Raw genomic sequence first — 20,040 nt, 5'->3', positions numbered from 1 at the left:
TCAGCGCCCCTCGAACCGGGGGGCGCGTTTTTCCAAAAATGCCACCACGCCTTCGGCGAAGTCGCGGGTGCGCCCACATTCTCCCTGCAGGTGCGCCTCGGTCGCCAGTTGTTGCGGCAAGGTATTTTCGTAGGTGCCTCTCATCGCCTTTTTGATCGCGGCAAAGCCCGCAGTCGGCCCTTTGGCCAGGTACTCGGCGCGCTTGCGCCAATGCGAGGCGAATTCATCGTCCGCAACCGCCTCGTAGATCATGCCCCATTGGTCGGCCTGACGCGCAGAAATCTTGTCGGCGAACAGGGCCGCACCCATGGCTTTGGCCAGACCCATCTGGCGCGGCATGAACCAAGTTCCGCCGGCGTCCGGCAAAAGACCGATCCGGGCAAAGGCCTGCAGGAAATAGGCGCTTTCGGTCGCTATGACCACATCGGCACACAGGGCCAGGTTGGCCCCTGCCCCCGCCGCGGGACCGTTCACCGCCGCGATCGTCGGCACCGGACAATCATGAACGGCTTCCAGCATCGGTTCATATTCATCGCGCAGCGCGCGTTCCAGATCGATCTTGCCGGTGCTGGACGCATCGCCCAGATCCTGGCCGGAGCAAAAGGCCGGACCCGCGCCCGTCAGGACGATTGCGCGCGCGTCATGAGCGGCTTTTTTCATCGCATGGGTAATCTCGGCGCGCATTTTCGTCGTAAGCGCGTTCATCTTGTCCGGCCGGTTCAGCGTGACCACAGCCAGACCGTCCGTGATGTCCAAAAGCACCGTTTCGTATTCCATGAAGTCCTCACATGCGCAGAATTTCCCGAACCCTGACGCAAATGCCGCGCAAGGGAAAGGCAAACCGCACGTCAGTCTTCAAGAATCCGGCGCAGGCGCTCTTTCTCGTCGTCACTCAAACCGTCTACGGCGGAGGTCTCGTCAACCCGCGCACGACCGCGCAGGAAGTTCCACCCCAGACCCGCGGCAATCAACAGCATGGCCGGCCCTGCCAGCCACAAAAGCAGGTTCGCCCCCGTGGTCGTGGGTTTGAGCAGCACGTATTCTCCGTAGCGGTCGACGATATAGGCAACCGCTTCTTCATCGGTGTCGCCCGCGACCAGCCGTTCGCGCAGCAAAATGCGCAGGTCACGGGCCAGTTCCGCGTTGCTTTCGTCGATGCTTTCGTTTCGGCAGACCAGACAACGCAGGCCCGTACTGATGTCTCGCGCTCGGGCTTCAAGTACCGGATCGTCCAGCACCTCATCCGGCTGGACCGCCATCAGCGGCGATGCCAGCAACAACAACAAAACGATCAGACGTTTCATTCTGCTGGCACCCCGCCTGCCGGAGCCTTGCGCGCGCCTGCGGCCACCCGGAAGCGGCGGTCGGACAAGCTGAACAATCCGCCCAGAGCCATCAGTATGCAGCCTCCCCAAATCCAATTCGCAAGAGGTTTGATGTAAGTACGCATGACCCAGCCGCCATCGTCCTGCTGATCCCCGATGACCACGTAGACATCACGCAGAAAGCGGTAGTCAATCGCGGCTTCGGTCGTGGGCATGGCGGCCACCGGATAGGTCCGTTTTTCCGGGTTCAACGTAGCTATCTCTCGACCATCTTTTTGAACCTGCACATCGGCCATGGTGGAGAAATAGTTCGGCCCCTCAACCTCGCGCACACCGTCCAGAGTGAACGAGAAACCGCCCACGTCGAAGGTCTCGCCGATACGTGCAACACGGATGTCCTCGACCTCCCAGGCGGTCAGGCCGGCAATCGCAAAGATCGTGACCCCCAGACCGGTATGGGCGATCGCCTTGCCCCAATCCGCACCCGGCAGACGCATCAGACGCCGGAAGCCGCCGGTGCGGCCTGTACGGCTCCACAGATCGACCGCGGCGCCGAAGGTGATCCATGCGCCAAGGAACAAACCAACCGGGCCAAGCGCGCTGCGGCCCGTCTGCAGCACCCAAACCAGTATGGCCAGCGAAACGGCCAGAACAAACGCATAGCGCAGCTGCCATGCGACGCGGCCCAGCCTGCCGCGCTTCCACGGCAGCATCGAGCCAAGCGGCAATGCGATGCCCAACACCACCATGAACGGCGTAAAGGCCGCATTGAAGAACGGTGCCCCGACCGAGAGCTTTCGGTCGAACATCATCTCGGCCACCATCGGCCACAGGGTCCCGAAGAACACGACAAAACTGCTGACAGCCAACAGGATATTGTTCAGCACCAATGCGCTTTCACGGCTGACCATTCCGAACAGCCCCTTGGCCTCCATCGCCTGCGCCCTGGCGGCGAACAGGATCAGCGCTCCGCCGATGAACGCCACCAGAATGAACAGGATGAACACACCACGCTCAGGGTCGTTTGCGAAGGCGTGAACCGACGTCAAAAGGCCCGAGCGCACGATGAAGGTTCCGATCAGCGAAAAGCCAAAAGCGATGATCGCCAGCAGAATGGTCCAGCTTTTCAGGGCTTCGCGCTTTTCGACCACGATGGCCGAGTGCAACAGGGCGGCGGCCAGAAGCCACGGCATGAAAGACGCGTTTTCCACAGGATCCCAAAACCAGAATCCGCCCCAACCCAGTTCGTAATAGGCCCACCAGGATCCCAACGCGATGCCGATGGTCAGGAATATCCAGGCTGCCAAGGTCCACGGTCGAACCCAACGACCCCACGCCGCGTCCACCCGCCCCTCGATCAAGGCAGCGACGGCAAAGCTGAATGCCATGCTCAGGCCCACATATCCAAGGTACAGAAACGGCGGATGGAAAGCCAAGCCGGGGTCCTGCAGCAAGGGGTTCAGATCGCGGCCGTCAAACGGCGCCACGGGAAGCCTGTCAAACGGGTTCGACGTAAACAGAATGAAGGCGTAGAACGCCACCCCGATTGCGGCCTGCATCGCCAAGACACGGGCCTTGAGCGTGGGTGGCAAACCCTGGCCAAAAAGCGCGGCCGTCGCGCCAAAAAGCGCCACGATCAATACCCACAACAGCATCGAGCCTTCGTGGTTTCCCCAAGTTCCGCTGATCTTATACAGCATCGGCTTCAGAGAGTGGCTGTTTTCCACCACGATCCGCAGCGAGAAATCCGAGGTCGCAAAGGCCCACACCAGCGCAGCGAAGGCAAATCCTGTCAGAAGACATTGCGCAATAGCCGCGGGCTCCGAGAACAGCATCCATGACGGCCAGCGTTTTGCGGCGCCGATCAATGGCACGACTGTCTGAACTATGGCCACCATGAAGGCCAGGATAAGGGCGAAATGTCCAAGCTCGGTAATCATGGGCACGGGTATAATCCCGCGCCCGGGCAAGCGCCAATCACTTTCGCCGCAATCAGGCGCACATAGTGTCGCGGGTCAGGCGCGCTGCAGACGCCGCCAGTCCTCCAGCGCCGGGTTGTGATCGGGGATGATCACCTGGGCCGTCAGTTCCGCATCCGGCCCCGGATCGGCGGCTCCCGGACTGTCCGCTCGCATCTCGTGAAGAGCTTGCAAGTTAGCCATGACCTGTGGCGCACGCATCATCGTAACTGAGATATCACGCTGAAGGTCCTGAACCTTCGCTTGGTGCCGCGCTCCGAAATAGAACGACACGATGACGCCCAGTAGCCACCACAGCGGCTCGGGCACCAGTGCAATTCCCTGCATCCGCGCCGCAAACCACAGTGGATCGACCATCGCGGCCGCGAACAGACCCAATGTCCCCAGCGCCAATGCAGGCCTTGGCAACCGGTTCAAACCATCCATGAAACGGTCAAACCCGCCTTTGCGGGGAACCTCGAATTCCGCGCCGAGCTGACTCATGGCCTGTCCACGCAGCGCAACAGCGCGTTCCGCACCGGCCTCCGCGTTCTCGCGAAACACCTCTGCAGTTTCGCGCACCACGTTGCGCCCACTTCCGAACAGAAGGTCAAAAACACCTGCGATCAGTCCCATACGGCTATCCTTTGCTGAAACTCGGCCATGCTCAGGTGATAGGGTGGAGATAGAAACTCCTCGGCCCGGCGGATCCACCCCCCTTTCCCACCGTTGCGGCTGCGCACGTATTTGCGCAAGGCCGGACGTCGGTCAGCCAGCCGGAAATAGTAGTTCATTCGTGCCACCCCATACGCGTCGCGCAACACCACCGGATCGGGATTTGCGGCCTGATCGCACGCCCCAGCCGTTCGCGGCCCCAAAACGCCATCCACGGCGAGCGAAAATCCCATCTGCACCAAAAGACGCTGCAGGATGCGTACCGCCTGTCCGCCCGCATTCACGTACATATCGAACAGCGTCGGCTGCAGCACGTGGGGCACCCGTGCCAGACCGGGCTTTTGAAAGTAATGCGTGATGAAAATCGCGACGGCCTGATCCCGGCCAAGCGCCATCACGTCGCGGCGATCGACAGTGCCGTCACGCGTCAGGTCAAGGCCCAACCGTCGCATCGTGTGGATTGTGACACCGTATTTCGTGGCCCCTCCGGGGTCGTCCGGATCATCGACGAAGCCGCCCTCGCGGGTTACGATCTCGTTGGCAATCTGTTGAACCGACTGCATGCTGCACCTCTGTGTTCCTATGCGGCCCACGGTCCGGTGAAATCCTTAAGTCCATGAAACGAAGAAGGGCGCTGCACGACCAGATCGCGCAACGCCCTTGAACACTCATTCAGGCAACCTACCGAAGGCTGTCCTGTCTCAACTGTCTGCCGGCTCTTCGTAGACGCCCTGCTCCTTCAAGGCATCGATGACCTCTTTCGGCATATAGGTCTCGTCGTGTTTTGCCAGAATTTCAGTGGCTTGGAACACACCATCAACGTAGCTTCCGGTGCCGACCATCCCCTGACCCTCGGAAAACAGATCAGGCAAGACACCGGTGAAGGCCACCTTCACACTCTCACCCCCGTCGGTGACGGTGAACCGTACGGTTTCACCCTGCCCTCGTACGATCGAGCCTTCTTCGACCAAGCCACCGATGCGGAACACCTCGTTCGGCGCCGGCGGTTCGGCGATTACCTGGCTGGGCGAGCGGAAATAGTTGATCCCGTCTCGCATGGCATAACCGATCAAGCCCGTCGCCAGGGCCAAAGCCACAAAAGCCAACAGAATGATCTGTACACGACGACGTTTCTTCAGCGTCTTCATCTCGCCCTCATGGGAACAGTGGGGCCATCATAAGCCCGGTCGTTTCGGGTTCACCTAACATCAGGTTTGCGTTCTGCAAGGCCTGCCCACTGCTACCTTTTGTCAGGTTGTCCAGCGCCGCAATCACGATGGCTCGCCGTTCGATCCTGTCAGCAACGACGCCGATATGGCAGAAGTTCGACCCGCGCACATGGTGGGTCGAAGGCGTTTCGCCAAAGGGCAGCATCTGAATGAAAGGCTCGTCTGCATAGGCTGCACACAGCGTTTCATAAACGCTCTGCGGATCACCCTTCACATACGAGGTCGCCAGAATGCCCCGGTTCGCGGGGATCAGGTGCGGCGTAAACTGGATGTGAACCGCGCGGCCCGCCAGTTTCGAGAACTCCTGATCGAACTCGCCCAGATGCCGGTGGGTACCGCCGACGGCATAAGCGTTGGTGCCCTCGCTCAGTTCGGCGTGCAGAAGGTTCTCTTTCAGCGCACGCCCCGCCCCGGAGACAGCGCATTTCAGATCAAGAATGATGTCATCCAGGTCGATAACACCGGCCGCGATCAACGGCCGCAGCACGTACTGCCCCGTGGCAGCATTGCACCCGGTGCCAGCCACCAGCCGCGCAGCGCGGATATCCTCACGGTAGAACTCAGTCAGCCCGTAGACAGCCTCATCCTGATGCGTGAGTGCGGCATGCGGATTGCCGTACCATTTCTCGTATTCATCGGGGTCGGCCAGCCGGAAATCCGCCGACAAATCAACGATTTTGAGGTCGGAGGGCAAATCCCGGATGACCTCCTGGCTGGTCTTGTGCGGCAGCGCGCAAAAGCACAGGTCGATCTGGCCAAAGTCAATCTGCTCAATCTTGCACAGACGCGGCAAATCCAGATGGCGCAGATGCGGAAACACCTCGGCCATGGTCTGCCCGGCCTTGCGCTCGGCCGCCAGGGCGGTGATTTCCATGTTCGGGTGCTCGGCGATCAGCCGTACCAGTTCGGCACCGGTATAGCCCGAAGCGCCCAGGATTGCGATTTTGTGGGTCATGTCAGACCTCGTAGATTTATTTGACACGTATGGCACCCGCCGACGTGACAGGTACCGAATAAATTCATGACAGAGGCCGGTCCTTGACCTAAGTCAGGCGGCCTTGAAGGTGATCTGTCGTCGGAGAAATTGCGTTGCTCGGTCACTGACCTTCAGCGGATTGCCTGTGGTCAGGTAACCCGCCTCACCCCCGCCCAGCATATCCGGATGCCGCTGGAGATAATCCGCAAGGCTTTCGGCCACGAGGTCGCCCTGGCTGAACACCTGCACGTCCGGTCCCAACGCTGCCTGAAAGGCTTCGGCCATCAAGGGGTAATGGGTGCAGCCCAAGATCGCAGCCTGCGGTTGCGGCATCTTGCGCTTCAACGCGTCCACATGGCTCCGCACAAGGGCTTCGGCCAGGATCATGTCACCGTCCTCGATGGCATCGACCACGCCACCGCAGGCCTGCGCCTCAACATCGACGCCGATGGCGCGGAACGCCAGTTCACGCTGGAACGCACGGCTGGCCACGGTTGCCGGCGTGGCAAACAGGGCCACATGCTTGACCGCCACTTCGCGCGGGGGGCTGTTGTCGCCCCACTGGCGCTCGGTCAGTGCCTCGATCAGCGGGACGAACACACCCAGCACGCGCTTGCCCTGCGGCACGCCCTCTTCCTGCATCCGTCGCAGCGCCGCAGCGCTGGCCGTGTTGCAGGCCAGAATCACCAGATCGCAGCCGCGCGACCACAGGTCCTGCACCGCGTTTCGGGTCAGGTTGTAGATATCCTCAGCGTCGCGCACGCCATACGGCGCGTGCGCGCTGTCCGCGTAATACAGGAAATCCACCTCCGGCAGACGTGTCTGCGCGGCGTTCAGGACGGTCAGCCCGCCCAATCCGGAATCAAAGATGCCTACTGCCATTTGCCCCTTCAGGCGCGATGCCGTTCCTCGAATTCATAGCCATAGTCATACGACTTCAGCGGCTTCGGAGACAGCTCATACGTGGCTTTGCGCAAGAAATCCATCATCTTGCGCGTATCGCCGGCCAATGGGTCCAGAACGTCGCGGCCGATGGGCTGCCCCACGACCACATCAACCGGGGTATCGACGCGCTTTTTGAACTCTTTGATCAGCAAACCCATGCGCAGCGTCACATGCAGATGGCTGGCAATCTGGAACAGGCGCGAGGTGTGACCATCGAAAAACAAAGGCACCACGGTCGCTTTTGACTTGGCTACCATCCGAGCGGTGAATCCGCGCCAGCCCGGGTCCATCGGGTGCGCGAACGGTCGGGCCGCCGTGCTGACCGTGCCACCGGGAAAAATCCCGATTGCCCCACCCTGACCCAGATAATCCAGGGCGGTTTTTCGGGTCTGCAGGTTCAGCCGCATCGCCTCTTTGGTCTGATCGAAGGAGATCGGCAGGATGATACGGTTCAGATCCTCGGCCTTGTGGAACACATGATTGGCCAGAATCCGGAAATCTCCGCGGGTCTGGGACAGCACATGCCCCATCATCAACCCATCAAGAATCCCGTAGGGGTGGTTGGCGATCAGGATCAGCGGGCCGTCCTTGGGGATGTTTGACAGCGCCCCGCCCACCACGTTCAGGCTCAGCCCGTAGCGTTCGACCATGACCGACCAGAAATCACGGCCATTGGCGACCTCGCGCTCGTAACCATCCGCGCGCCGGATCAGACGCAGCCGACCGGTCGTGTTCTCCATCAGTTTGATGACCATGCGCCCACCCCGCGTTTCAGCAGAATGGGCGTAGGAAATGTCCCGAGCGACTTGGCGACGTGATTTCATCACGGGTCTCCGGCGTGGCCGTCATCGGACGGCGCGGACGGGAACCCTACCGCGCCTCCATGACACCGATATGACGTTACTCGGCCGCGGCCAGCGTCTCGGTCCCTCCTTGCCGGATCACGGCCAGAAGTTCCTCGCGCCGCTTGGCGGCCTTGGCTTCGTTGGCGGCCAATACCGGACCGAAACCGCGGATGTCCAGCGGCAACCGCGCCAGCGCGACAATCGCATCACGGGTGTTGTCATCCAGCTTGGGCAGGACCTCTTTCATGTCCGTCTCATACTGACGGATCAAGGCCCGTTCCATTCGGCGCTCGGCGGTATAGCCGAAGATGTCCAGCGGCGTGCCACGTAGCCCCTTCAGCTTGGCCAGAACCTTCATCGGCCCCAGCAGCCATTCGCCGAATTGCCGTTTGCGCGGACGCCCGTCCGGCCCTTTGCCCCCCAGGATCGGCGGAGCAAGGTGGAAGGTCATCTTGATGTCGCCGTCAAATTCGGCGGCGGCCTTGTCACGGCTGTCCAGCAGTAGGCGGGCCACTTCGTATTCATCCTTGTAGGACAACAGCTTGTGATACCCACGCGCGACGGCATCCCGGACCTTCGGGTCTTCGATCGACTCGACCAGCTTGAGATAGCGCTTGGACAAACGTTTGCCCTGATAGGCCACCAGATGATCGGCCCGGAAGGCGATGGCCTGCTCGGGCGTCTTGGGCAACTCGGTTACCGTGGGGGTCACGATGCGCGCCACTTCCTCGGGATGAAGAACCGCCCAGCGGCCGACCTCGAAGGCGCGCTTGTTGCGCTCGACCGCGGCGCCGTTCAGCTCGATCGCGGTCATGATCGCCTCGTGGCTGACCGGCAGCAGTCCCCGCTGCCATGCCGCCCCGAACACCATCATGTTGGAATAGATCGAATCGCCCATCACCGCGCGTGCCAGCTCGGTCGCGTCGAACAGGGCAAGACCGTCCTTCAGTCGCGCTTCCAGCGCCAATTCCAGCCGGTCGACCGGAATGTGGAATTCGGTGTTGCGGGTGAAATCGCCGGTTATGATCTCGTGGCTGTTGACCACCGCGCCGGTCTGACCAGTGCGCGTCAGGCCCAGCGTCTTGGCCCCGGCCGACACCACGAGGTCACCGCCGATCAGCGCATGCGCTTCGCCGGTGGCCACGCGGATGGCGCTGATGTCCTCGGGCTTGTTGGCCAGGCGACAGTGGATATGCACCGCGCCCCCTTTTTGCGCCAGCCCGGCCATTTCCATCATGCCCGCGCCCTTGCCGTCGATCTGCGCGGCCTGCGCCAGAACCGCCCCGATCGTCACGACCCCGGTGCCGCCGACGCCCGTGATGACCACGTTGTGCGTGCCTTCGATCTGCGGCAGAACCGGCTGCGGCAGATGGGGGATATCGATCTCGGTGGTGGCTTCCTTGCGGATCTTGGCGCCTTCCAGCGTGACGAAGGACGGGCAGAACCCGTTGAGGCACGAGAAATCCTTGTTGCAGCTGGACTGGTCAATCGCCCGCTTGCGGCCCAGCTCGGTTTCCTTGGGCACGATCGAGACACAGTTCGACTGCACCCCGCAATCGCCGCAGCCCTCGCAGATGTCCGAGTTGATGAACACCCGCTTGTCCGGGTCCGGGAAGGTCCCGCGCTTGCGGCGGCGGCGTTTCTCGGCGGCGCAGGTCTGGACGTAGACGATGACCGACACGCCTTCAATCTCTCGGAACTTGTTCTGAACCGCCATCAGCTCGGCCCGTTCGTGGGTTTCCACTTCGCCGGGCAGCGCCTTGAAGTTCACGTCCTCCTTTTCGTCATAGACGACGGCCACATGCTGGACGCCCATGGCCTTGACCTCGCGCACGATGCGCTCGGCGGTCAGATGGCCCTCGTTCTCCTGCCCTCCAGTCATGGCGACCGCGTCGTTGAACAGGATCTTGAAGGTGATGTTGGTTCCGGCCGCCAGCGCCGCCCGGATCGCCTGCACGCCCGAGTGGTTGTAGGTACCGTCGCCCAGGTTCTGGAACACGTGTTTCGTGGTCGAAAACGGTGCCTCACCGATCCAGTTGGCGCCTTCGCCGCCCATCTGGGTAAAGCCGGTTGTCTCGCGATCCATCCACTGCACCATGTAGTGACAGCCGATCCCGGCATAGGCCCGGCTGCCCTCCGGCACTTTGGTCGAGCTATTGTGCGGACAGCCCGAGCAGAAATACGGCAGCCGCGTCGCGATCTCCTGCGCGTTGTCGTTGCGGCGCGCCTCTTGCAGGCTGGCCAGCCCTGCGCGGATCCCGTCGGTTTCGCGCCCTTCCTCGATGAAGATCTCGCCCAGCTTTTCGGCGATCATGATCGGATCAAGCGCACCCCGGGTCGGGAACAGCTCTTCGCGGTGCAGCGTGCCTGCCCCGCCCTTGTACCAGCCGTACACGCGACGTCCGCGACGGTCGTCAAAGATCGCCTCTTTGACCTGCACTTCGATCAGCTTGCGCTTTTCTTCGACGATGATGACCAGGTCCAGCCCCTCGGCCCAATCATGGAACCCCTTCATGTCCAACGGGAAGGTCTGGCCGATCTTGTAGGTGGTGATCCCCAACCGTTCGGCCTCGGCCTCGTCAATGTTCAGCAGCGACATGGCGTGCACCAGGTCCAGCCAGTTCTTGCCCGCCGCGGCGATGCCGATTTTTGCGCCGGGTTTGCCCCAGACCCGCCGGTCCATCCGGTTGGCGTGTGAAAACACTTCGGCCGCGAACCGCTTGTAGTCGATGATCCGCGCCTCCTGCAGGTGCGGCGTGTCGCCCAGCCTGATGTTCAGCCCGCCCTCAGGCATGTCGAATTCCGGCGTCACCAGTTGCATCCGGTCGGGCCGGCCATCCACGACCGAGGTCACCTCGATCGTGTCCTTCATCGTCTTGAGGCCAACCCAAACCCCGGCAAACCGGCTGAGCGCAAAGCCGTAGATTCCATAATCAAGGATTTCCTGCACCCCGGCCGGACTGACGACGGGCATGTACATATCGACCATCGACCATTCCGACTGGTGCAGCACGGTCGAGCTTTCGCCCGTGTGGTCGTCGCCCATCGCCATCAGAACGCCACCATGCTCGGCGGTTCCGGCCATGTTGGCGTGACGCATCACATCGCCGGACCGGTCCACACCCGGCCCCTTGCCGTACCACAGGCCGAACACGCCATCATATTTGCCGTCGCCGCGCAAACCCGCTTGCTGGCTGCCCCACAGGGCTGTGGCGGCCAGGTCCTCGTTCAGACCGTATTGAAAGGTCACATCGCACTCGGCCAATTGCTTTTCGGCGCGCGACATTTGAAGATCGACCGCACCCAGCGGAGACCCCCGGTATCCGGTGACCAGACCGGCACTGTTTAGACCGGCGGCGGTATCGCGTGCCTTCTGCATCATCATCAGACGAACAAGCGCCTGCGTACCATTCAAAAGCACCGGGCTTTTGGACAGATCGAAACGGTCATTGAGCGAAATCTTTGGCTGACTCATCAGACGCCTCCCCACGTCGGAATAGTGTGCTGCATTTGACGTCATTTTAGGTCACAATTTCTGACCTGTATACAAAATTCCCCCTGTTCTGTAACGATTTCCCCGTTTGAATATGGAATTTGTTACCTCTTTCATATAGGGCTGCCAAAGGATAACGAAAGTTGCGACGATGAATTGGGACAAGCTCAGAATATTTCACGCGGTAGCTGACGCCGGCAGCCTGACGCATGCCGGAGACAAGCTGAATCTGTCCCAATCCGCCGTCAGCCGTCAGGTTCGCGCACTTGAGGAATCGCTGGGTGCCACACTGTTCCATCGCCACGCCCGCGGTCTGATTCTAACGGAACAGGGCGAGCTTCTGTTCGATGCAACAACGGCCATGTCCAAGCGTCTGGACGCTGCTGCGGCGCGAATCCGCGACAGCGAGGATGAGGTCTTTGGAGTCCTGCGGGTCACCACGACTTTTGGCTTCGGGACCCTGTGGCTGGCGCCGCGCCTGCCCAAGCTGTATGAGCAGTATCCGGACCTGAATATTGACCTGATGCTCGAAGAACGCGTGCTGGATCTTCCGATGCGCGAAGCGGATGTCGCTATCCGGATGAAGGAACCCAGTCAGGCCGATCTTGTCCGCAAGCGTCTGATGACCGTTCGAATGATGTTGTACGCGACCAAGAACTATCTGGATTCGCACGGAGGCGCGCCCCAGACGCTGGAGGATATTTCGAAACACCGCCTGATCTGTCAGACCCCTTCCGCACCCCAGGTTGGCGTTGGCGCGTCGATGGTCAGTCACCTTATGACCTACGAACCCAGCTCACTGCTGACGGTGAACAATTACTTTGGTGTTCTGCAGGGTGTCCTCAATGACCTCGGAATTGGCGTCCTGCCCGACTACGTGACCGAGGATTTCCCTGACCTGGTCCCGATCCTGTCCGACATCGAGACGGCGAATGTGCCTGTATATTTGGCCTATCCTGAAGAACTGAGGCACTCAAAACGTGTCGCAGCGTTCCGAGATTTCGTTCAGGATGAAATCATTGCGCATCGCAAGCAGCTGAAACATCTGGGAAAACTATAGCTATGCACTTGCAGCATAGCGGACATGCCCTCAATGCGTCCAAAAAACCTTGATCGTTCACAGAGTGATCCCTAAATGAGCACTCGAAGGCGATGATGCTGAAACGCTCATCATCTTCATACCTCCCTGTTGGACTACGGCCGAGCTTAGTGCTCGGCCTTTTTTTTTGGCCTGCACCCCGGCGCGCGGTGCCAAATCGTTTGGAATTATTTTGCCAACGGGCCTATGATCGCGAAAAACCATAATATTTCGTGTTCGAGGACAAAGTTTATGACCATCCTACTCCGCCTGTTTTTGATGGCGTTGGTATCCGTCACGTTCCTGGCCCGGCCAAGCATGGCCCAGAGCACCAGCGAACCCACCGCCAGCCATGTGACCATCCCCGAAGATCTGACCCCCGAACAGGTCGACGATCTGGTGGCGAGAATGTCTGACGATCAGGTCCGGGCCATTCTGCTGGAACGGCTTGATGCGGTCGCGGCGAAACAGGCCGAAACGCAGACATCCCGTAAGGGGCTGCTGCAAACGATTTCATCCTCGGCGGGCGACATGGCTGCGTCTTGGCTGGATGTCATCCGCAAGGTTCCGCTGCTGGTTTCGGCGCAGGTCGAAGCCTTCAGCAATTTCGGAAACAAGTTTGGCGCAAGCGGTCTGGCAACCCTGTTCGGGTTCACCTTCCTGGCGCTTGCAATCGGGTATGCCGCAGAAACCGCAGTTGGCCTTTGGACACGCCGTTGGATCAAAGTCGTCGATGGGGATGCCTCGACCAACCTAAAAGGCGCCGTAGTCTTTCTGTTCAAGCGCTTCTGCGTCGAGTTTCTGGGGCTGCTTGTCTTTTATTACACGCTGGTTTTCGTCGGGCGTCGATTGCTGGACGAACAGCAGATTGCCCAGGCCGCACCGTTCGTGTTCTTCCTGATCTGGTTCCCCCGGCTGGGAGCAGCGATTTCCCGTTTCATTCTGGCCCCGAAGCAGAGCAACCTGCGACTGGTCAACGTGAATGACAAATGGGCAAAATACCTGCATCGGAACCTGATCGGCCTGTTCCTGCTGATCGGGTTCACCCTGTTCATCCTTGATTTCAATGCGATGAATGGCGTGATGCCGGGTGAATCGCGCCTTGGTTTCTGGCTGAACACCGCCATCCACATCTATGTCGGCGTCATCGCCTGGACGGCCCGCAACGGTCTGACCGACATGATGCGTGGTTCCGATCCGGATCGCACCCATTTCGACGAAGAAGTCGCCCGCTACTATCCGTATTTTGCGATCGCCGTGTCGGCGGGTACCTGGCTTTTGGTCGAGTTCCTCGCCGCTCAGCGGAATCCGGCCGTGTTTGCCCTTCTGTCCGAAGGCGCGCATTTCGTCACGATGTTCTGGCTGTTGATCGCACCGGCACTCGACACGCTGATCCGCGGGCTGACCCGGCACCTGCTGCCGCCGATGATGGGCGATGGTCCGATCGCGGAACGTGCCTACAAATCGACCAAACGCAGCTACATCCGCATCGGACGCGTTCTGGCCGGCATTCTGGTCATTCTGATGATTGCAGATGCCTGGAATCTGGACCTGCAGGATATCGCGGGCGGGGACTCGGAAACCGGCAGCAAACTGGTTCAGTTCTTCATCATCATCGCAATCGGCTACATCCTGAACGAGGTGGTCTCGCTCTGGATCAACCGCCGGTTGGCCAAAGAGCAGACCGCTTCGGAGCAGAGCCCCGATGAGGAAGCCGGCGAAGGCGGCGGTGCCGGCGGCTCGCGCCTTGCCACGGTTCTACCGTTGCTGCGCGTGACCGCTCAGGTTGCCATCGCGGTCATCTTTGCCCTACTGGCGCTGGGCGCTCTGGGCTTGGACATTACGCCGCTTCTGGCTGGTGCCGGTATCCTGGGTCTGGCCATCGGCTTTGGTGCGCAGAAACTGGTCTCGGACATCGTGGGCGGGATTTTCTTCCTGATCGACGATGCTTTCCGAGTCGGTGAATATGTCGATGTGGGTGGCACCACAGGCACGGTCGAGAAGATCTCGATCCGCTCCATGCAGCTGCGCCACCATCGCGGTCCGGTGCATACCATCCCTTACGGAGAGATCCAGAAGCTGACCAACTACAGTCGCGACTGGGTCATCATGAAGCTGAAATTCACCGTGCCCTTCGACACTGATCCGAACAAGGTCAAGAAGATCTTCAAGAAGATCGGCGCCGAGATGATGGAGGACCCGCTCCACAAGGATGGCTTCCTGCAGCCCTTCAAATCGCAGGGCGTGTTCGACTTTGACGATGTCGGCATGATCATCCGCGGCAAGTTCATGGCCAAGCCCGGCAAGCAGTTCACCCTGCGCAAGGAGATCTTCAACCGGGTCAAGGCCGCCTTCAAGGAGAACGGGATCGACTTTGCCCGCCGTGAGGTGCGCGTCGCCATCCCCGGTTTGGAAGAGGCCGAAAACCTGACCGAACAGCAGAAAGCGGCGATCGGCGCGGCCGCGGCCGACGCGGTGAACAAGAAGGAAGAGCCGCCTCAATAAGGGCGGCGGGACAGCGGCGCACGCGCTGCTGTCCCCGTCATTCCGGTGGTGCGACCGTCATTTTCCGGTCGCAGGCCGCCGCATTCCGCCAGCAAATAGCGGGTTCCTGTTCGCTGCGCGCTCTTGACCCTTTCCCAAATCGCCCGGTTGCCCTAAAAGGCCCGCAATCCCGGCCACCTTGGAAACAGGACACACGATGCAAGAGCCCGCCATCACACCGGATCTGATTGCCGCACACGGGTTGAAACCCGAAGAATACGACATGATCCTCGAGATTATCGGGCGCGAGCCGACCTTTACCGAGCTGGGGATTTTCTCGGCCATGTGGAACGAGCACTGTTCCTACAAATCCTCGAAGAAATGGCTGCGCACGCTGCCCACCTCGGGCACTCAGGTGATCTGCGGTCCGGGTGAAAACGCCGGTGTGGTCGATATCGGCGACGGGCAGGCCGTGGTCTTCAAGATGGAAAGCCACAACCACCCCTCGTACATCGAACCCTACCAAGGGGCGGCAACCGGCGTGGGCGGCATTCTGCGCGACGTGTTCACCATGGGCGCGCGGCCCATCGCGGCAATGAACGCGCTGTCCTTCGGCGAACCCAACCACCCCAAGACCCGCCAGTTGGTCAACGGCGTGGTCGAAGGCATCGGTGGCTACGGCAACTGTTTCGGCGTGCCGACCGTGGGCGGTGAAGTTCGGTTCCATCCGGCCTACAATGGCAACTGCCTCGTGAACGCCTTTGCCGCCGGGCTGGCCGATGCCGACAAGATCTTCTACTCGGCCGCGTCGGGCGTTGGCGTGCCCGTTGTCTATCTGGGTGCCAAGACCGGTCGCGACGGCGTGGGCGGCGCCACGATGGCCTCGGCGGAATTCGACGACACCATCGAGGAAAAGCGCCCAACCGTGCAGGTCGGTGACCCCTTCACCGAAAAACGCCTGATGGAGGCGACGCTGGAACTGATGCAGACCGGCGCCGTGATTTCGATTCAGGACATGGGCGCGGCGGGCCTGACCTGCTCGGCCGTTGAGATGGGCGACAAGGGCGGGTTGGGTGTCCGGCTGGACCTGGAAAACGTGCCCCAGCGCGAAGAGAACATGACCGCCTACGAGATGATGCTGTCCGAGTCCCAGGAACGCATGCTGATGGTGCTGAAGCCCGAGCTTGAGGCCGAAGCCCGCGCCGTGTTCGAGAAATGGGATCTAGATTTCGCCATCGTCGGTGAAACCATCGCCGAAGACCGGTTCCTGATCATGCACAACGGCGAAATCAAGGCCGACCTGCCGCTGTCGAAACTGGCGTCAACGGCACCGGAATACGACCGCCCCTGGGTCCCCACCCCGGCGGCCGAAGACCTGGGCGAGGTACCGCAGATCGACCCGATCGACGGGCTGCGTGCGCTGATCTCGTCGCCCAACTACGCAAGCAAGCACTGGGTCTATGAGCAATACGACACCATGGTGATGGCTGACACGGCGCGTACGCCCGGTGTTGGAGCAGGCATGGTGCGCGTACATGGCACCGACAAGGTGCTGGCCTTCACTTCGGACGTAACCCCGCGATACGTGCGCGCCAACCCCGAGGAAGGCGGCAAGCAGGCCGTGGCCGAAGCCTATCGCAACCTGACCGCCGTTGGTGCCAAACCGCTGGCCACCACTGACAACCTGAATTTTGGCAACCCCGAAAAGCCCGAGATCATGGGCCAGTTCGTCGGTGCCATCCAAGGCATCGGAGCCGCTGTGGCCGCGCTGGACATGCCGATCGTTTCGGGCAACGTGTCGCTCTACAACGAAACCGACGGTCAGGCGATCCTGCCCACACCGAGCATCGGTGCGGTCGGCCTTTTGGATCACGCCGACGACATCATCGGCACCGAGGTTCGGGAAGGGCATGTGGCGCTGGTGATCGGTGAAACCAAGGGGCATCTGGGCCAATCCGCCCTGCTGGCCGAGGTCTTCAACCGCGAAGACGGCGACGCGCCGCATGTGGATCTGGATGCGGAAAAGCGCAACGGCGACTTCATCCGGGCCAATCGCGAGATGATCAAGGCCTGTACTGACCTGAGCGATGGCGGCATTGCACTGGCAGCCTTCGAACTGGCCGAAGCCGCGGGCGTGGGTGTGCATCTTGATGACGCCCCGACCGAGTTCCTTTTCGGTGAGGATCAGGGCCGTTACCTGGTGGCCTGCAATTTCGATCAGGCCGAAGCTCTGATGATTGCGGCGGGCCAGGCGGGCGTGCCGCTGGTTTCGGTCGGGCGCTTTACCGGAGAAACCGTGCGGATCGGAGCGTCCGAAGCTCCTCTGAGTGAACTCTCAGCGATGTATCGCAGCAGTTTTGCCGAAGCCGTCGCCTGAGCACGACGACGCTGAACCATACTCGGATCCTGCGCTGTTCGATCAGCGCGGGATCTGACTTTTCCAAGGGCGCTGCGCACCCTTGCGCGGGCTTCGGCATCGCTCTACATCTTTGAAAAGACCTTCAGGAGTATCTTAAATGCCAATGAGCGCCCACGAAATCGAACATCTGCTGCGCGAAGCCTTTCCGAATGCGGAAATCCAGGTCGGCGGCACCGATGGCGTACACATGTCCGCTATGGTCGTGGACGAAAGCTTTCGCGGGAAGAACAGGGTACAGCAGCAGCGCGCGGTCTATGCGGCGCTGAAAGGCAAGATGGACGGCCCGGATGGCGAGCTGCACGCGCTGGCTTTGACCACGAAAGTACCCGAGTGATGAGGCTGACGGCGGCCAGTGCCATGCTCACTCTGGTGATGGCACGCGCTGCCTTGTGCATTCCGATGGCATCCGACAATTCGGTCACGTGACATGATCGGTTGGGTTGTTTGGATCGGGATATGTGTCGGCGGGCTGGTAGTTGCCGAGGCTCTGCTCGAAGCCTATCTGAAACGGAACAGAACAAGATGATTGTCGGATATGCGCCCCGACCCAAACGCTTTGAAACGCAGACCGTGGGAAGCCGACGGCGTGACAAAAGTCAATGTAATCGACGAGGTTCATGCGATGAACCAGCGTACTGAACCAAGAAACTGGTGGCGCAGCCGCCGATCGAAATGACCGCCCGACAGACGGACGAACGTAAACAAGGAAACGCGAAATGACCGACGTTAAGACCCAGATCGACGAAACCGTCAAAAGCAAAGATGTGGTGCTGTACATGAAGGGCACCAAAGAAATGCCGCAGTGCGGATTTTCATCTCGGGTGGCCGGTGTTCTGAACTATATGGGTGTCGAATACACCGACGTGAACGTTCTGGCGGACGAGGAAATCCGCCAGGGCATCAAGGACTATTCGGACTGGCCGACTGTGCCCCAACTCTACGTCAAAGGCGAATTTGTGGGTGGTTGTGATATCATCACGGAAATGACCCTGTCAGGAGAGCTGGACACGCTGTTCGATGAAAACGGTGTCGCCTACAACAAGGAAGCCGCCGACAAAATCCGCGAGGCAAACGCCTGATCAGCCGCTCAGCGGCTGACACAGTCTTTCAAAATATCGGTTTCGTCGGTGGCTCCGGCCGCCGCGAAACTGACCATCGCGTTCCAGCCTTTCGACCGCAGGGTATACGTCCCCTGCCCGTTCACCGACTCGTAACGGATACCCGAGCCGCTCTGGACTTGGCGCAACGCAATCAACTGACCATCGACGATCATCGCCGCAGCCCCTTCACCGTCGGAGGGGTTGAAGTATGTCACGGGCAGCTCAACGCCATTTTCGCAGGTGAAGGTCACAGATAGGATGTCAATCTGTGCCAATGCCGGACCCGAGACCGCCCCGACCAACGCCGCCAGGCACAAACTCCGCAAATGTGTCATCTCGCGTTCTTCTCTTCGATCACCGAGGCCAGCGCCTCGGCGCGTGCCGCCATCTCTGCAAGGGTGTCGGTAACCGACGGCGGAACAACGGCCACTTCGATCCGTTCCGGTTCTGGCGCGGGCGCACTGCGCATACGCTCCAATTCGCCTTCAACCTCGGCCAGCTTCACCTCGAGTGTTTTGATGCGATCCTCGGTGGCCGCCGCCTTGTCGGCCAGCATTAGCCCCGCCATCAACAGCATCCGCGACTCGGGCATACGGCCAATCTGGTCGGCCATCACCTGGGCCTCATCATCCAGCATCTTCGCGGCTGCGTGCAGAAACGGTTCCTCGCCGTCCTGGCAGGAAACCTCAAATCCGCGCCCGCCAATATGAATGGTAACCTCGGGCATTACTCTACCTCTCCTTCGGCCAGGTTGGCGTGGGTCAGCAAAGGCTCAAGCCGCGCCAGAACCGCATGAGCTTCGGCCGCGTCGGTGGCGCGGGCGGCCCGGGTGGCCTCCAACTCGGCCACGGTTGCCTTGTTCAAAAGCTCGGCATCGGGAACGCCGCCCTCAGCAGCCTTGCGCAACTCGTCGACCGCTTCGCGCAATTGGTCATTTGCCTTGCGCAAGCGCTGCAGGTCGTCATCAAGCCGCGACATGGCTGCGCCGTGGCTGGCGCGTTCGGCCCGCAGCATTTCCAGTTCGGCATTCAATTCGGGGATACGCTCTGAATCCTCCAGCTGCCGCCGCAATTCGGAGATCTCGGCCTTCAGCGCTGCAACTTCGTCCTGATTTTCCAGCGCGGCCTTGGCTTCGGACAGTTCGGCACGCGCGGCCTCGACGGTGGCCAGTTTGGCATTGGACTCGCCCAACTGGGCGCGCAAAGCGTCGATTTCCTGATCATGCCGCTCTTTCAGAGACTTCAGGCGCTCTTCCAATTGCGCATTGGCCAGCTTTTCCTCATCCAGGGCGGCGCGCAATTGTCCATCTTCGCTGCCCGCGACCGGACCCCCCGATTGCAGCGCTTCGATCCCGGTGCCAATCCGATCCATCGCGGCCATGATGCGTCGCTGTAAGTCTTCGATCTGGCTCATTGCCCCTGTCACCTCTTTACCAAGGTTCGTTCTGTTTTTCCGATGGCCGAATCAATACGGCTCGTACCGGTACTTAGTCTAACGGAATGTTCCCCAAAAT

18 protein-coding genes are annotated in these 20,040 nt (G+C 60.7%); 5 read left to right on the top strand and 13 right to left on the bottom strand.

What is annotated here, in order from left to right:
- From ACR0MM_RS02090 to ACR0MM_RS02045, 10 genes are all read right to left on the bottom strand, one after another.
- On the bottom strand, positions 1-777 hold the full coding sequence (locus ACR0MM_RS02090; protein ID WP_170445772.1) for an enoyl-CoA hydratase-related protein: 777 nt from the start codon (positions 775-777) through the stop codon (positions 1-3).
- A gap of 71 nt (positions 778-848) precedes the next feature.
- Complete coding sequence (locus tag ACR0MM_RS02085) at positions 849-1,304, bottom strand: cytochrome c-type biogenesis protein (RefSeq protein WP_170455160.1); 456 nt, start codon at positions 1,302-1,304, stop codon at positions 849-851.
- On the bottom strand, positions 1,301-3,265 hold the full coding sequence (locus ACR0MM_RS02080; protein WP_170363531.1) for a heme lyase CcmF/NrfE family subunit: 1,965 nt from the start codon (positions 3,263-3,265) through the stop codon (positions 1,301-1,303). The genes ACR0MM_RS02085 and ACR0MM_RS02080 overlap by 4 nt, the downstream gene beginning before the upstream one ends.
- Positions 3,266-3,340: 75 nt before the next feature.
- Complete coding sequence (locus ACR0MM_RS02075; protein ID WP_480694149.1) at positions 3,341-3,919, bottom strand: holin family protein; 579 nt, start codon at positions 3,917-3,919, stop codon at positions 3,341-3,343.
- Complete coding sequence (locus ACR0MM_RS02070; RefSeq protein WP_170437434.1) at positions 3,910-4,521, bottom strand: holin-associated N-acetylmuramidase; 612 nt, start codon at positions 4,519-4,521, stop codon at positions 3,910-3,912. The genes ACR0MM_RS02075 and ACR0MM_RS02070 overlap by 10 nt, the downstream gene beginning before the upstream one ends.
- Positions 4,522-4,659: 138 nt before the next feature.
- The gene (ccmE, locus tag ACR0MM_RS02065) at positions 4,660-5,106 is read right to left on the bottom strand and encodes a cytochrome c maturation protein CcmE (RefSeq protein WP_170338751.1); all 447 of its coding nucleotides are present in this window, start codon (positions 5,104-5,106) and stop codon (positions 4,660-4,662) included.
- 7 nt (positions 5,107-5,113) lie between these two features.
- A complete protein-coding gene (gene argC / locus ACR0MM_RS02060) occupies positions 5,114-6,142 on the bottom strand; it encodes an N-acetyl-gamma-glutamyl-phosphate reductase (RefSeq protein WP_170580315.1) in 1,029 nt (342 codons plus the stop codon).
- A gap of 93 nt (positions 6,143-6,235) precedes the next feature.
- Positions 6,236-7,045, bottom strand: a complete 810-nt coding sequence (locus tag ACR0MM_RS02055; RefSeq protein WP_480694147.1) for a glutamate racemase — start codon at positions 7,043-7,045, stop codon at positions 6,236-6,238.
- A gap of 8 nt (positions 7,046-7,053) precedes the next feature.
- Entirely contained in the window at positions 7,054-7,932 is an 879-nt protein-coding gene (locus ACR0MM_RS02050) for a lysophospholipid acyltransferase family protein (RefSeq protein ID WP_170339337.1), read from the bottom strand.
- A gap of 76 nt (positions 7,933-8,008) precedes the next feature.
- Positions 8,009-11,428, bottom strand: coding sequence for an indolepyruvate ferredoxin oxidoreductase family protein (locus tag ACR0MM_RS02045; RefSeq protein WP_480694145.1), 3,420 nt, complete (start codon positions 11,426-11,428; stop codon positions 8,009-8,011).
- A 169-nt stretch (positions 11,429-11,597) separates the two neighbouring features.
- Here ACR0MM_RS02045 and ACR0MM_RS02040 point away from each other — a divergent pair, with 169 nt between their 5' ends.
- The 5 genes from ACR0MM_RS02040 to grxD all read left to right on the top strand — a co-directional run bounded on the left by ACR0MM_RS02040 (position 11,598) and on the right by grxD (position 18,506).
- On the top strand, positions 11,598-12,506 hold the full coding sequence (locus ACR0MM_RS02040; RefSeq protein ID WP_170442633.1) for a LysR family transcriptional regulator: 909 nt from the start codon (positions 11,598-11,600) through the stop codon (positions 12,504-12,506).
- Between the two features lie 270 nt (positions 12,507-12,776).
- Positions 12,777-15,029, top strand: coding sequence for a mechanosensitive ion channel family protein (locus ACR0MM_RS02035; protein WP_170459236.1), 2,253 nt, complete (start codon positions 12,777-12,779; stop codon positions 15,027-15,029).
- Positions 15,030-15,225: 196 nt separating this feature from the next.
- Positions 15,226-17,385, top strand: a complete 2,160-nt coding sequence (gene purL, locus ACR0MM_RS02030) for a phosphoribosylformylglycinamidine synthase subunit PurL (RefSeq protein WP_480694143.1) — start codon at positions 15,226-15,228, stop codon at positions 17,383-17,385.
- Positions 17,386-17,524: 139 nt separating this feature from the next.
- The gene (locus ACR0MM_RS02025; protein ID WP_093961963.1) at positions 17,525-17,761 is read left to right on the top strand and encodes a BolA/IbaG family iron-sulfur metabolism protein; all 237 of its coding nucleotides are present in this window, start codon (positions 17,525-17,527) and stop codon (positions 17,759-17,761) included.
- A 382-nt stretch (positions 17,762-18,143) separates the two neighbouring features.
- A complete protein-coding gene (gene grxD / locus ACR0MM_RS02020) occupies positions 18,144-18,506 on the top strand; it encodes a Grx4 family monothiol glutaredoxin (RefSeq protein WP_480694141.1) in 363 nt (120 codons plus the stop codon).
- Positions 18,507-18,514: 8 nt separating this feature from the next.
- Here grxD and ACR0MM_RS02015 read toward each other — a convergent pair whose 3' ends face one another.
- The 3 genes from ACR0MM_RS02015 to ACR0MM_RS02005 are packed head-to-tail and all read right to left on the bottom strand — an operon-like array spanning position 18,515 to position 19,940.
- Complete coding sequence (locus ACR0MM_RS02015) at positions 18,515-18,862, bottom strand: MliC family protein (RefSeq protein ID WP_170371133.1); 348 nt, start codon at positions 18,860-18,862, stop codon at positions 18,515-18,517.
- Positions 18,859-19,254 carry a cell division protein ZapA gene (locus ACR0MM_RS02010; RefSeq protein ID WP_480694139.1) on the bottom strand — a complete coding sequence of 132 codons (396 nt, stop codon included), beginning with the start codon at positions 19,252-19,254 and terminating at the stop codon, positions 18,859-18,861. The genes ACR0MM_RS02015 and ACR0MM_RS02010 overlap by 4 nt, the downstream gene beginning before the upstream one ends.
- A complete protein-coding gene (locus ACR0MM_RS02005) occupies positions 19,254-19,940 on the bottom strand; it encodes a hypothetical protein (protein WP_480694137.1) in 687 nt (228 codons plus the stop codon). The genes ACR0MM_RS02010 and ACR0MM_RS02005 overlap by 1 nt, the downstream gene beginning before the upstream one ends.
- Positions 19,941-20,040 lie beyond the last annotated feature (100 nt).

The sequence above is a fragment of the Ruegeria sp. BC6 genome (assembly GCF_056539185.1).
Note: the sequence above shows the minus strand (reverse complement) of the source record. Positions and strands in the feature narration are given on the sequence as shown.